The sequence below is a fragment of the Pontibacter sp. Tf4 genome (genome assembly GCF_014212495.1).
Classification (GTDB): Bacteria; Bacteroidota; Bacteroidia; order Cytophagales; family Hymenobacteraceae; genus Pontibacter.
In genome coordinates this window covers 117,518-130,228 of the sequence record NZ_JACKZC010000004.1, presented here as the reverse complement: position 1 = coordinate 130,228, position 12,711 = coordinate 117,518, and the positions used below count along the sequence as shown (strand labels likewise).

11 protein-coding genes are annotated in these 12,711 nt (G+C 50.2%); 4 read left to right on the top strand and 7 right to left on the bottom strand.

Translation table 11 applies throughout. From position 1 onward, the window contains the following. Nucleotides 1-52: 52 nt before the first annotated feature. Nucleotides 53-2,140, bottom strand: a complete 2,088-nt coding sequence (locus tag H7F15_RS07825) for a M13 family metallopeptidase (protein WP_185196419.1) — start codon at nt 2,138-2,140, stop codon at nt 53-55. Between the two features lie 173 nt (nt 2,141-2,313). Between H7F15_RS07825 and H7F15_RS07820 the strand changes: the two genes are divergently transcribed. Further along, the gene (locus H7F15_RS07820) at nt 2,314-3,195 is read left to right on the top strand and encodes a zinc-dependent peptidase (protein WP_185196418.1); all 882 of its coding nucleotides are present in this window, start codon (nt 2,314-2,316) and stop codon (nt 3,193-3,195) included. A gap of 56 nt (nt 3,196-3,251) precedes the next feature. Here the strand turns inward: H7F15_RS07820 and H7F15_RS07815 are convergent, their stop codons facing one another. Continuing rightward, nucleotides 3,252-5,708 carry a S9 family peptidase gene (locus tag H7F15_RS07815; protein ID WP_185196417.1) on the bottom strand — a complete coding sequence of 819 codons (2,457 nt, stop codon included), beginning with the start codon at nt 5,706-5,708 and terminating at the stop codon, nt 3,252-3,254. Between the two features lie 142 nt (nt 5,709-5,850). On the opposite strand from H7F15_RS07815, the gene H7F15_RS07810 reads away from it, so the two are divergent. After that, nucleotides 5,851-6,630 (top strand): hypothetical protein, encoded by a 780-nt coding sequence (locus tag H7F15_RS07810; protein WP_185196416.1) that lies wholly within the window; start codon nt 5,851-5,853, stop codon nt 6,628-6,630. A gap of 134 nt (nt 6,631-6,764) precedes the next feature. Continuing rightward, nucleotides 6,765-7,055, top strand: coding sequence for a ferredoxin (locus tag H7F15_RS07805; RefSeq protein ID WP_185196415.1), 291 nt, complete (start codon nt 6,765-6,767; stop codon nt 7,053-7,055). A 53-nt stretch (nt 7,056-7,108) separates the two neighbouring features. Here the strand turns inward: H7F15_RS07805 and H7F15_RS07800 are convergent, their stop codons facing one another. Both H7F15_RS07800 and H7F15_RS07795 read right to left on the bottom strand, forming a co-directional pair. Then, on the bottom strand, nt 7,109-7,645 hold the full coding sequence (locus tag H7F15_RS07800) for a ferritin (protein WP_185196414.1): 537 nt from the start codon (nt 7,643-7,645) through the stop codon (nt 7,109-7,111). A gap of 181 nt (nt 7,646-7,826) precedes the next feature. Beyond that, entirely contained in the window at nt 7,827-8,210 is a 384-nt protein-coding gene (locus H7F15_RS07795; protein WP_185196413.1) for a hypothetical protein, read from the bottom strand. 67 nt (nt 8,211-8,277) lie between these two features. Between H7F15_RS07795 and H7F15_RS07790 the strand changes: the two genes are divergently transcribed. Beyond that, the gene (locus tag H7F15_RS07790) at nt 8,278-8,649 is read left to right on the top strand and encodes a cupin domain-containing protein (protein WP_185196412.1); all 372 of its coding nucleotides are present in this window, start codon (nt 8,278-8,280) and stop codon (nt 8,647-8,649) included. An 875-nt stretch (nt 8,650-9,524) separates the two neighbouring features. Here the strand turns inward: H7F15_RS07790 and H7F15_RS07785 are convergent. The 3 genes from H7F15_RS07785 to H7F15_RS07775 all read right to left on the bottom strand — a co-directional run bounded on the left by H7F15_RS07785 (nt 9,525) and on the right by H7F15_RS07775 (nt 12,698). Further along, entirely contained in the window at nt 9,525-10,574 is a 1,050-nt protein-coding gene (locus H7F15_RS07785) for a hypothetical protein (RefSeq protein WP_185196411.1), read from the bottom strand. Between the two features lie 287 nt (nt 10,575-10,861). Further along, entirely contained in the window at nt 10,862-11,590 is a 729-nt protein-coding gene (locus tag H7F15_RS07780; RefSeq protein ID WP_185196410.1) for a LytTR family DNA-binding domain-containing protein, read from the bottom strand. Next, entirely contained in the window at nt 11,580-12,698 is a 1,119-nt protein-coding gene (locus H7F15_RS07775) for a sensor histidine kinase (RefSeq protein ID WP_185196409.1), read from the bottom strand. The genes H7F15_RS07780 and H7F15_RS07775 overlap by 11 nt, the downstream gene beginning before the upstream one ends. Nucleotides 12,699-12,711 lie beyond the last annotated feature (13 nt).

Sequence of the window (12,711 nt, the reverse complement as noted above, 5' to 3'; positions counted from 1 at the left end):
AAGCTGCAGCCGTACCCCGACTGCAGCTTTTTTTTATAGTTAAACTATAGTTTTACCAGATCTTAACGCGGTTATTCTCTGCCCGGAACATATTATCGCCCTGCTCACAACCAAAGGCTTCGTAAAACTGCGGCATGTTGGATACCGGCCCATTCGTACGGAAGCGGCCCGGTGAGTGCGGGTCCGTCAGGATCTGCTGGTTCTGTGCTTCATCGCGCATATTTACACGCCAGATCTGTGCCCAGGCCAGGAAAAAGCGCTGCTCTGGTGTAAAGCCTGCTATCTTGCCCGGGTTCTTGTCTTTCAGGGCTTTCTGCAGGGCAGTGTAGGCAATGTTCAGGCCACCAATATCGGCAATGTTTTCACCCATCGTTAGTTTACCGTTTACGTGCAGGTTATCGAGCACGGTGTAGCCGCTGTACTGCTCATCCACCATCGCGGCGCGGGCGTTAAATTTCTGCAGGTCTTCTTTGGTCCACCAGTCTTTCAGGTTTCCTTCAAAGTCGTATTTGGCACCCTGGTCATCAAAGCCGTGCGTTAGTTCGTGGCCGATCACTGCGCCCATGCCGCCATAGTTCACTGCGTCATCAGCTTCAGGGTCGAAGAAAGGTGGCTGCAGGATGCCGGCCGGGAACACGATCTCGTTCATGCTCGGGTTATAGTAGGCATTAACCGTTGGCGGCGACATAAACCATTCCGTTCTGTCTACCGGCTTTCCGATCTTACCTACATTCTCGCGGAAGGCGAACTGGCTGGCACGCATCACATTTTTGGCATACGAGGCGCGGTCCAGGTCCAGGCCGCTATAGTCTTTCCACTTATCCGGGTAACCGATCTTTACGGCAAAGGCTTCGAGTTTTTGCAGGGCCTGCTGCTTGGTAGCGTCGCTCATCCAGTCCAGGTCGCGCACGTGCTCCCTAAACGCCTCCTGCAGGTTGTTCACCATTTCGAGGGCTTTCTGTTTGGCCTCCGGCGAGAAGGTTTTCTGCACATACAGCTGACCAAGCGCTTCGCCTAAAGCGGCATCGGTGGCACGCAGTACGCGCTTCCAGCGTGGCTGCATTTCCCTGGCGCCGCTCAGCACTTTGCCATAAAAGTTAAAGTTCTCCTGCACAAAATTCTGGCTCAGGTACGGCGCCATAGTTCGGGCCAGATGCCACTGCGTATAGGTTTTCCAGTCAGCTACGGGTATGCTTTTCAGCAGGCTGTTCAGTTCCTTAAAAAAGGCCGGTTGCCCTACTATAATTTCTTTCGCCGATTGTGCGCCCAGCCCTGTCAGCAGTTGTGTTACTTTCAGGTTCGGGTTCTGTTTTGCAAATTCCTGAACAGTGGTTTTGTTATAGTTGGCGTAAGGGTCGCGCAAGTCTACGCGGGTTCTGGATGCTTTGGCCAGCCGTGTCTCCAGATCCATTACCGTTCTGGCTTTCTTCTGTGCAGCGGTGGCATCATCGCCCAGCAACCGGAACATGTTCTGCAGGTGTTTCAGGTACTCGGCCTGTATCGTTTTAGAGCGCGCATCGTCTTTCAGGTAATAATCCCGGTCGGGCAGGCCCAGGCCGCCTTGTGTGGCCCATAGTGCGTACTGCGTGCTTATCTTATCATCCTGGGTAACATACATGCTGAAGTAACCGCTGATGCCTTTCGTTTTCAGATCGGCAACCGTTTTAAGCAGCTCGTCGGTGGTTTTGGCAGCAGCTATACGCTCCAGTTCTGGTTTAATGGGAGTAATTCCTGCCGCATTTACCGCTACGGAATCCATGCCGGAAGCATAAAAATCACCTGCCAGCTGGGCAGCAGTACCTTGGGCCGCCGTGGTGTTGGAGGCAGCTTCGGCCAGGAGCTCGCGCAGTACGGCGTTATTTTTTTCGGCCAGCTCGTTAAAGGATCCCCAGCTGCTTTCCGATGCCGGTATCTGGTTGTTCTTTACCCAGCCGCCGTTGGCATACTGGTAAAAGTCCTCGCAGGGGTTTACGGTGGTATCCAGGTTTGCCACATCCAGGCCGCGCCCCATGTTCATTTCAGTAGCGGTGGTTGCGGTGGCCGTGGCGGTGTCGTCGGGGTTGGTGGTAGAAGAGCTGCAGCCTGACAATAAACTGCCGGCGAGCACAGCAGATGAGAGGAACAGATGTCTATTTTTCATATAGCTGTTGTTTGGTTTCCGAATCAGAAAAACTCCACGTTAAATACTAAAGTTAAGCATTATAGTTGCCTCAGGATGCAGCGACAAGCCGGGCTTTTTTGAAACGAATCTGACAATTCTGTATTTTGTTTCAGATGTCGTTGCAAGTACTTATATTCAGGCAAACGACGCCTATGCTCCTTTTCTTCAGACTTATACTTTTTGCGCTGCTGGTTTACTTTGCCCTCGCACCGGACATCACGTTGGCAGAGCTCCTGATAGCGGCCATAGCCTATTTCGGGTTTGAGTTTAATATCAGAAGGCAGCAGCATAAAAAAGCAGTGACAGTGGCAGCAGATGAGATCAGGGCAACCCTCCGGCTGCACCCTACGCTGTACTATAACCGCTTACAAGAGGCGCAAAAACAGGAATTTGAGGCGCGGGTGATCCGGTTTATTGCTCAGAAAACATTTATACCACGTGGCCCCGGAATGGATGTAACGACCGAAATGCAGATGAAGATTGCCGCCTGCGCGGTGCAGCTCACATTTGGCTTGCCGGAGATCCACTTTTCGCATTTTAAGACCTTTCTGCTCTACCCCGAACGGTATTACTCCACTATTTACAAGCAGTACCATTGCGGCGAGGTAAACATGCGCGGCATCATCGTGCTTTCGTGGCGCGATTTTGAGACCGGCAACTATAACCCTGCTGACGGACTGAACTTAGGACTGCATGAAATGGCGCATGCCCTGCACCTGGAGAATGGCATCCCGAACGGAGAATACGACTTTCTGAACCGGGAATACCTTTACCACTGGGCAACTGTTTCAGAAACGGAACGCGAGCGACTACAGACCGATAAAAGCATTTTCCGGCGTCTTTCCTCGGCCCCGGATACACACGAGTTTTTTGCGGTAGCCGTAGAGCTGTTCTTTGAGCTGCCACTGCTTTTAAAACAGGAACACCCCGGGATCTATAGTTCGTTAGCCAACCTCTTAAACCAGGACCCGGCAACCGGCGCACAACATGCCGCTGCACCTCCGCACCACACGCAAACTATAGCAACCCTGTAAAACAAAAGTCCCCGGCTAAACTATAGCCGGGGACTTTTGCAAACTATAACCTATAGTTACTGCACCTGTCGGTTCTTCACATAGGTATTCAGCCAGGTATCCATTTCCCACAGCATGTGCAGGATAGATTCTTTGGCGGCATAACCGTGGCTTTCGTGTGGCAGGAACACCAGGCGTGTGGTAGCTCCGTGGCCTTTCAGGGCGTTGTAGAAGCGCTCGCTCTGGATCGGGAAGGTGCCGGAGTTGTTATCGGCCTCGCCGTGAATGAGCAGGATCGGTGTTTTTACTTTATGCGCAAACGAGAACGGCGACATACGGTGATACACTTCCGGCGCCTCCCAGTACGTACGCTCTTCCTGCTGGAAACCAAACGGTGTTAAGGTACGGTTGTACGCACCACTGCGGGCAATACCTGCTGCAAACAGATCGGAATGCGCCAGTAAATTTGCCGTCATAAAAGCGCCGTAAGAGTGACCGCCCACCGCTACACGCTTCGGATCCACCACACCCATGCTTACTACTTTGTCGATAGCGGCTTTGGCGCTGGCTACCAGCTGTTCGTTATAGGTGTCGTTTGGTTGGGCATCGCCCTCTCCTACAATCGGAATATCGGTTCTGTCGAGTACGGCGTAGCCTTGCGTAACCCAGAACAGCGGCGAACCAGAGCTGATACGCGTAAACTCATACGGAGAACTTTTTACCTGGCCGGCAGCAGCTGCATTCTTAAACTCGCGCGGGTAAGCCCACATAAGCATAGGCAGCGGCGCATCGCCTTTCTTAAAATCCTTCGGCAAATACAGCACAGCTGTCAGTTTCACGCCATCGTTACGCTCGTACTGCAGCAACTCTTTCTGCACGCCTTCCAGTTGCGGCGTAGGGTGCGGGAAGGTGGTTACCTGCGTCAGTTGTTTTTTGCCAAGGTCGCGCACAAAGTAGTTCGGCGCATCTTTCTCCGACTCTCTTCTGGTAATGATCAGCTTTTTGTCCAGGTCAATGATATCAACAGGGCGCTCGTAGTAAGGGGCTTCGGAGCGGAACAGGATGTTGGCCTTCTTCGATTTCAGGTTAAACTCGCTCAGGAACGGACGGTTACCTTCCGGCGAGCCTCCTTCGGAAATCATGTAAATGTGCTGGCCTTTTTTATCAGTCAACAGTACGCTGCGGCCATACTTGTTTTTGGTAAATACCGGCGAGCCCGGATCAGTGTAACCATCTTCGTAAGATCGCTCGATCAGTACGGTTGCTTTGCCAGGCTTGGCCGGGTTAACCATAGTGGTGCGCTCTGTACGGGTCTTCCACCAACGCTCGTTTACCAGCGCCATGTTTTCGCCCCACTGCACGCCACGGTATCTGTATTTTGTTGCCGCCAGCTTAGTTGGCTTTGCAGCAAATGGCGCATCCAGGGTATACACCGCATCGCGCTCTGCTACTTCCTTGTTTGCATCGCCGCCGTCCAGTGCTTCGGCCCAGTACAGGGTAGCCGGTTTATCAGGGCGCCAGCTATAGTTGCGCGGGCCTTTTGCCACGGCATCAAACGCGATCGGAATGTCTTCGGCTAAGGGCAGCTGCGCCAGTTGTTTTACCACTTTGCCATCACGGCTCCATACTTCTACACTGTACGGGAAGTAGTAATGCGGCACCAGGTACGAGTAAGGTTTCTGTATAGTCTGCACCAGCAGGTACTGCCCGTCCGGCGACACATCCATGCTCTTTACAATACCGGCCTTCCCGATCGGTTGCTGCTTCCCGTCTATCGTTACCAGCTTCAGTTGGGTCTGCATGTAGTAATCGAACAGTTGCTCGTCGTAGCGGTTTTTCAGCAGGTCCTGGTAGGTGCGCGATGGCTTTACTTTTCCGATGTTCTGCTGGATGGTTGGCCCGGCCGGAGCCAGCGCACGTTGCGGCATCTGACCGCGGTTCTCATCTATAAACTTAACTACCAATGATTTGCTATCGCTTGTCCACTCAAACGGGCTGCCGCTGTAGGCATCGTTTATGGTAGCGTTGGTCAGTTTCTTTGCCTGTTTGGTGCTGATGTCGGCAATCCATAGTTCGATGCCGTTCTCCAAGGTGTTGGTAAAAGCAATGTACTTTTCGTCCGGAGACCAGGTGATGTACGACAACCGTGCGTTTTGCGGCAGCCCTGCGATCTGGGTTTCCTGGCCGCCGTTTACCTGCTTTACCTTTATATTACTGATGGAGGAACCACGGCTCTGGCCATTGGTGGCAGGATTGATGCGCAGGCCAGCCAGGCGGCTCTCAGGCTGAGCCAGTTCTTCAATACCCGGGTAGCCGGGGCGCTCCAGCAACAACATCAAATCGCCTTTGGCATTAATGCTGACCGATGGCGTAGCAGGTGCTTCAATGATATCGGCAATGGCCTGGGGCGGACGCTGGTACGAGATGCTCAGGTCCTGGCCGCCCTGTGCCAGTGCTACCGGTGCAGGCGAACCACCCCACAGCAGCAGGCCCAGAAGCGCCATACCCGCCGTTTTGGTTTTGTAGAGTTTCATGTCAGATAAAGATTAAGATTAGTTTGTGTAGCTTAGATGCACCCTGAAGATAAAAGTTTAATCCGGATCTGAAGCTTTAAATTAAATATTAAAATATGGCAATATATTTGCTTAGCATAAGCTACACTAACCCTACTCCCACATGAAAATCAAGAACTTAGTACCCGCCCTGCTGATGATCCTGTACGCAGTACATGCCCAGGCCCAAAACCAACACTATACAAAACTGGAACTGAAGCCGAAGGAAGTTTTTATAGTTGGCCCCGGTAATGTGCTGCTGGTGGATACGCTGATCATGCACGACAAAGCAACTATAAAATTCTCGCCGTCCAGCCCCGGAACTCTAAAAGCGAATGTTGCTTACATAGGCAGCAAATGCACCATCAGCTCGAGAGGGGAAGATGGCCTGCATACGCGGAAGAACAGGCCGGGCACCCGTGGCAGCAACGGCGGCGACCTGGATATAACCATGCACTTTCAGGAACTGAGCAGCCTGCTGATAGATACCCAGGGCGGCACCGGAGGCAATGGCCTGCACGGCAAGAACGGCAGGCCCGGCACTCCCGACCGCAACGAAAAGCGAATTGTAAAAGGCAACAAAGGCGTAGATATTGTTACCTATGAACTGGTGCCCGGCATACCCGGTACCGATGGCAAAAATGCCACGCAGGGCTACATAGGCGGCAATGGTGGCAACATTACCTTTACCTATTCCACAGCCGCGTTTATACCGGTATTCAATCATGCGAATGCCCCGCACAGCATAACGCTGCTGCACACTGTTGGCGACACCGGCAAAGACGGAACACCGGGCAAAGGTGGCTTTAACAGCAAAGACGGCGAACTGATCCTGGAGAAAAAACCACAGGCTACCGACGGACAGATCCGGCTGGTGAACGCCAACTATACGGCCAGGCCTTAACTAAACTATAGTTTACACCTGGCACCTATAGTTTAAGGATCTGAATTCAGGAACTATAAACACACAACTATAGCTGGATTTTCATCTTTTTCTGCCGTATCTCTGTATAACCTATTTACAAGCATTGATACTACATGAGCAAAAACTTTCAGACACCCGACAAAGTGATTTATGTGTGTACGGGCAGCAAATGCAAGAAAAAAGGCGGCAAAGAGAACGGGAAGGCCCTGCGCGAAATGATAAAAGAAATGGGCCTGAAAGGACGCGTAGAAGTTGTAAAGACCGAGTGTACCGACCGCTGCGACTTTGCCCCGGTCATGTGTTTTCAGCCGGACAATTACTGGATGCACCATGTTACGGAAGCACAGGCCCGGGAGGCATTTAAAGAACACATCCTTAACAAACCAGATAACCTGGAGCCATAAAAAAAGCGCCTTTGCGTATAATCACAAAGGCGCTTTTTTATTTGCTATAGTTACTATCCGTCGTAGGTATCTTCGTAGGTTATTTTTGGTACGCGCTTATCTATTTCGTACTGGCCGGTACCTTCCTCGCCAATTACATCAAACAATTCCAGGGCTCGGCGGGCTACATACTCTTCTTCTATCTGCTCTTTCAGGAACCACTGCAGGAACGAGAAGGTCACATAATCCTTGGCTTTCTGGCAACGGTCGGCAATGCGGTTAAACGACTGGGTAACGGCAATTTCCTGCTGCAGCGCCAGCTCAAACACGCTTCTGAAAGATTCGAACTCGATCTGCACGCCTGTAATGTCCGGCGACACGGCACGCCCACCCATATCGGATACATATTTGAACAGCCGCAACATGTGCTCGCGCTCTTCATCCGACTGCTTTTTAAAATAACCGGCACTGAAGTCAAATCCGTTGCGGTCGCACCAGGCGCTCATGGCCAGGTAGGTCGCCGAAGCATCTGCTTCCATTTTGATCTGCTCGTTCAGTACTTTCTCAATTTCCTCTGTAAGGGATGTTCTAAGTCTTAATAAGTCCTTCATAAAAATATGGGGCTTTTACTGGTGATGGATGGTTATAAATCAGGTATAAGGCATCCTTTATGCATACTTAAATTTAGGGATTATGTTCTGATCTGAAAGCCTCAAAAGCAAATATGGAAGCAGTCTAAATAAAAAAGCACGGTCTCCCGTGCTTCCTCTATGTTGTAGGTAACAACCTGTGTTATACGGCCTGGGCGCTGAGGCACTCGTGCAGCATGCTGTTTAGTTGCAGCGTAAATTTTGCGCCGCCCAGTAGCTCCCGGAAAGCAAAAATCTCCGACACGGTAAGCACATATAGTTTGTCGCAGCCGCAAACCGTTATCAGTTCATAGTCGGAGCAGCGCAGCGGGTTAGTGGCCATGTTGCCAAGGTCGATGCTGTCTACCGCTTTTTTAAGACGAAGGAAGGTCTCTACTTTCAGGATGGTTACAGCTCCGGCAAAATCTACCAGCAGGCGGTTACGCTTGTCGCACTGGTAAACGGTTCCGGCTTCGGTCGTAAAAATCTCCTCCAGGGTTGTGGTAATCTGTGGCTTCTCTCCTAACTTCACTTGCGGCTGATTCATGATGCTACAAATGTAAACACTATTTAGAATCAGTCCAAATTAATTTAACTGATCTTTATCATCCCTCATGAAAAGCATAGAAAAAGTAAGCCTGGCCGCTAAATTTGGTCAGATACCGGATTTCTGGAATCCGAGGATTGCCGGTGAGCTGAACGGGCAACAGGTAAAACTGGCAAAGTTTAAAGGAGAATTTGACTGGCACCACCATGCGCACGAAGACGAGTTTTTTCTGGTTGTAAGCGGTAGCTTCGAGATGCACCTTCGCGACAAGGTAATTACCCTGCACCCGGGTGAGTTTATTGTGATTCCGCGTGGTGTGGAACACAAGCCGGTTGCGCCTGTAGAAGCAGAAGTACTGCTTTTTGAACCGGCCTCCACCATAAACACCGGCAATTTAACCAACAGTGAAAAAACAAAGGCTGACCTGGAGCGGCTATAGTTTGTCTGAATCAGGATTTTCTGGTTTCCGGCTTTGGCTATAGTTGGAACAGCTTTAGTTTTATAGTTGAGGAATTACACACCCCTACCCCTCTCAAGAGGGGAATATCTGTCCTTGCTATAGTTGAAGTTTTAGTTTTATAGTTGCTGTTGGTCATTCTCCTTCAAAGGTGGACTTTTAGACATAGCTATGGTTGCAGCTATAGTTCTATAGTTGCGCTGGTCCAACCACCCCTGCCCCTCCTTATCCAAGGAGGGGAACTCCGATACTGCCATTTCAAGAACTATAGTTCTATAGTCTCAGTCCATGAGGCGGACAGGTTTACCTGTCCCTACGGAAATACAACCACGTGTAAAACAGTTTTACTATAACCAAGAGACAATAAGCAAACTATAGCCAAAGCAGCAGCTATCGAATGTGATTTCAGTCTTTGGGTTGAGCGCCTTGTAGATTTCCGGTGCTGAAAGCATTGCGAGGTACGAGCAAAGGAAATGTACACCGCGCGATGCCCGAAGACGGGGCCTCCCGGCCCAGGAGGGAGCCAAGTGTACTATAAAACAGTAGGTAATTAAAGCTCCCAGGATGAAGAGCGACTATAGAATGAAGGCTTGGTTCGGTTAGTAGGCAAAGTCAACTATAGAACTAAAAGACATATAAGATCCCTCGACTTCGCTCGGGATGACAAAGAAGCAACTATAGTTTGAGATAGATTTCTCACTTTGTTCGAAATGACAATAATGGAAACTATAGGACAAATAAGATCTCTCATAATTACGCTGGCTTTTTTCGTCTCGCGTCTCAAGAGTGCTCGATAGTACAAAAGATGAAACTATAACCTATCAAACTATAGCCAACACACGTGAAGATGAGATGAACTATAGTTTATCATTTGCTAAAACAGGAGCTTTTACAAGAATCGTTTTGAGGTTAAGCCTTACCAAATCCCCCATACACTTACACTTCAGAAACTCATCTGATTTATGATGCTCTGCTAACTCCTGCCTCAGCTGGGCAATTTTTTCAGGTGTCGAGATGGTGTCTTTCCGCATGCAGTCGATGAGGTCTTTGAGGCGGTAACGGGCTGATTTCAGGCGGCGGAACATGAGGGTGCGCTCCTCGTTCTGGTACTGGCGCACCACATCCGGTTTCAGCAGTTTCAGCACCAGGTCCACGATCACGTTGTTGTCTTTGAAGAATTGTGGAAGGTACATGGTTTTCTTGCCTTCGTAACTCTGCTGGTCGAAGTCGATGGGGCGCACGCGGTACTGCTCGTCTTCAAAATCAGGGGTCACATCTACCACATAGTTGTAAGAGCGCATGTCGCCGAGGAGGCGTACAAAGCAGCGCTCGTTAAACTTTACAAACTCCTTGGCAATACGCACCTTGTTAGCCGATTTGCGGTTGATGTAGTCTTTGATGAACGCATCGCCGGGAATGCCGGCAATGTGCTCCTCTATCAGTGAGTCTTCGTCAACGAGGTAGTTTAAGCGGCCCGGCGACAGGATGTGCTCCAGCTCCAGCCCATAAATGCGCGAAGCATCGGCACGCTTCACGTAAAAGTAGTCGTAGTTGTCGTTTAGCTGGTTCATGATCTGCACCCGGAACGGGTTGGAGTTCCCAAACGTGCAGTAATCTATCCGCGACACATACAGGTGCTCCATCACCGACATATCACCATCCGTTTTCAGCAGGGCGTAGATCATGGTCAGGCCTTTGTTCAGCTCCTGCTGGCTCTGTTGTTCATACATCACGGTCTCCCACAACGTATCCGCCCCTTTTGTATCGAAGTACGGGAACGAATCGGTGTAGTGCAGCAGGTCCTCGTAGTGCACAGGCAACTGCGTTTCGCGGTCGTAGGTACGCAGGTATTTGCGCAGGCCCGCGCTAACCGGGTAAAACAGCTTCTTTTTGGAGATGGTGTTCAAGTTAATTATGAATTACGAATGACGAATTAAGAATGGTGGTGTGTGCCGGGAACTATACTTTGATTGCCGAACTATAGTTTGGACGCACCTGATAAGATACGCAAACTATAGCGAAGTGTAAACTATAGTTTGGGGAGTTGCTATAGTTATAGTTCGGATACAACTATCAATGAAAAAGAAAAAAGGGCCAGAGGCCCCAACTATAGTTCGACACGAGCGAAGACGCTCGCGCCATCTTACTTGTCCTTAATTTCTAATTTTTAATTTCTAATTCATAATTCTGAAATCTACGCTTCCAGCAGGTTGTTTTTGCCGAGTATCTGCAGCACTTCGTTTTTGTAGAGGCGGCCGATCGGGATTTCGGTTTTGCCAAGGTCTACGGTGGTGGCGGAGAAAGCCTGCACTTTATCGAGGGCGATAATGAACGAACGGTGAATGCGCAGGAATTTATCGGCGGGCAGTTTCTCTTCTAAAAAACTGATCTTCTGGTAAGAAATGATCTCTTTGGTCTCGGTCTTAACGCGGATATAGTCTTTCAGACTTTCGATGTACAGGATATCCGAGAGCATCACTTTCACCATTTTCTTATCGGCTTTCAGGTAAATAAAAGCTTCTTTGTAGTCTGGTTCGGAGGTAGCTATAGTTGCGGCTGGCCGGGTTTCCTGCTGTGGTGTTACTTTGGCAATGGCCTTCAGGAAACGGTCGAACGAAATGGGTTTCAGGAGATAATCCACGGCATTCAGTTCGTAGCCCTCTACGGCATAATCGCGGTAGGCGGTGGTGAAGATCACCTTCGGCGGGTTTGGCAACGACTTCAGAAAATCGATACCGGTCAGCTTGGGCATCTGTATGTCCAGGAACATGAGATCAATCTGTTCGGTTTGCAGGCAGTTATAGGCTTCCACGGCGTTGTTGCAGCGGCAAACCAGCTCCAGGTTATCCAGGCGGTTGATGTAAGTTTCCAGCACATCCAGGGCCAGCGGCTCGTCATCCACTATCAGGCATCTAATCTTCATAGGTTCTATCGCTAAGGTCTAACTCAAGGTGAACGGCGTATACCTCCGGATCGTCTTCCACCTCTAAACTATAGGCATCTTTGTACAGTAGCTCCAGGCGGCGCTGCACGTTTTTAAGGCCAATTCCCGATGCCATTTCTTTGGCTGTGCGCTCGGCCGCTTCCGATTTGCAGTTCTCTACGCGCAGGCTCAGGTGGCTTTGCTGCACTTTCACGTCAATGCGTATCCAGGCATTTTCGGTTTCGGTGCTCACCCCATGCTTAAACGCATTTTCTACAAAAGGTAACAACATCATGGGGGCAATTTGTTTTCCGGCTATAGTTCCGGTCTCGTTAAAACTGATGTCCACGCGGTTGCCGTAGCGCATCTGTTCCAGGTCTATGTAGTTACGGATGTAGTTCAGCTCTTTCTCCAGGGCCACTTTCTCGGCATTGGCATCATACAGCATATAGTCCATCAAACCCGACAGCTTTAAGACCATTTCCGGAGCGTTGTCTGATTTTTTAAGCGTAAGCGAGTACAGGCTGTTGAGCGTGTTGAACAAAAAGTGCGGGTGTATCTGCCCTTTCAGGAATTTGAGTTCGGCCTCCAGTTTATCCTGCGACAGCGTGCGGGTTGCCTGCTGGTGCTGGTACCAGTTACGCAGCAAAACTATAGTTGCCGATATAAGCACCAGGTAGTTGATGTTCACAATGTTTTTTACAAAGCGGTACAGTGTCAGGTTGTCCTGGGTGCAGGTGGTGGGGCAGATAAGCGGGTGAATAAGGAAAGGCAGCAACACGTACTGCATCAGCCCGGCAATGGCGCCCGTCAGCAGGAACAGGTATACAAAAAACTCGAGGTAGCGCTTGGCCAGCAGAAACTTGGGCATCAGGTAGTACATGTTAAAGTACACCAGCGCCACCTTAAAGGGCAGCTCTACCAGTTCCACCATAAAGGCGTTGTAGTAATCATCAATATAGCTGCCATACAGCAACCCGAAAAAAACCACATACACCACCCAGAAAGCGAGGTGCAGCAACATTGGGTTCCGGAGGCTGCCACGCAAATCGGGCAGGCTCCAGGCAGTGCTACCAGCTACCGTTCCCGGACTCAACTTTACTTCCATGTTACAAAGGTAA

Coding starts and splice junctions, on each gene's coding strand:
- H7F15_RS07805 (WP_185196415.1), top strand. CDS start 6,765: ATGAGCAAAAACTTTCAGACACCCGACAAAGTGATTTATGTGTGTACG.
- H7F15_RS07795 (WP_185196413.1), bottom strand. CDS start 8,210: ATGAATCAGCCGCAAGTGAAGTTAGGAGAGAAGCCACAGATTACCACA.
- H7F15_RS07790 (WP_185196412.1), top strand. CDS start 8,278: ATGAAAAGCATAGAAAAAGTAAGCCTGGCCGCTAAATTTGGTCAGATA.
- H7F15_RS07780 (WP_185196410.1), bottom strand. CDS start 11,590: ATGAAGATTAGATGCCTGATAGTGGATGACGAGCCGCTGGCCCTGGAT.
- H7F15_RS07825 (WP_185196419.1), bottom strand. CDS start 2,140: ATGAAAAATAGACATCTGTTCCTCTCATCTGCTGTGCTCGCCGGCAGT.
- H7F15_RS07775 (WP_185196409.1), bottom strand. CDS start 12,698: ATGGAAGTAAAGTTGAGTCCGGGAACGGTAGCTGGTAGCACTGCCTGG.
- H7F15_RS07810 (WP_185196416.1), top strand. CDS start 5,851: ATGAAAATCAAGAACTTAGTACCCGCCCTGCTGATGATCCTGTACGCA.
- H7F15_RS07815 (WP_185196417.1), bottom strand. CDS start 5,708: ATGAAACTCTACAAAACCAAAACGGCGGGTATGGCGCTTCTGGGCCTG.
- H7F15_RS07800 (WP_185196414.1), bottom strand. CDS start 7,645: ATGAAGGACTTATTAAGACTTAGAACATCCCTTACAGAGGAAATTGAG.
- H7F15_RS07820 (WP_185196418.1), top strand. CDS start 2,314: ATGCTCCTTTTCTTCAGACTTATACTTTTTGCGCTGCTGGTTTACTTT.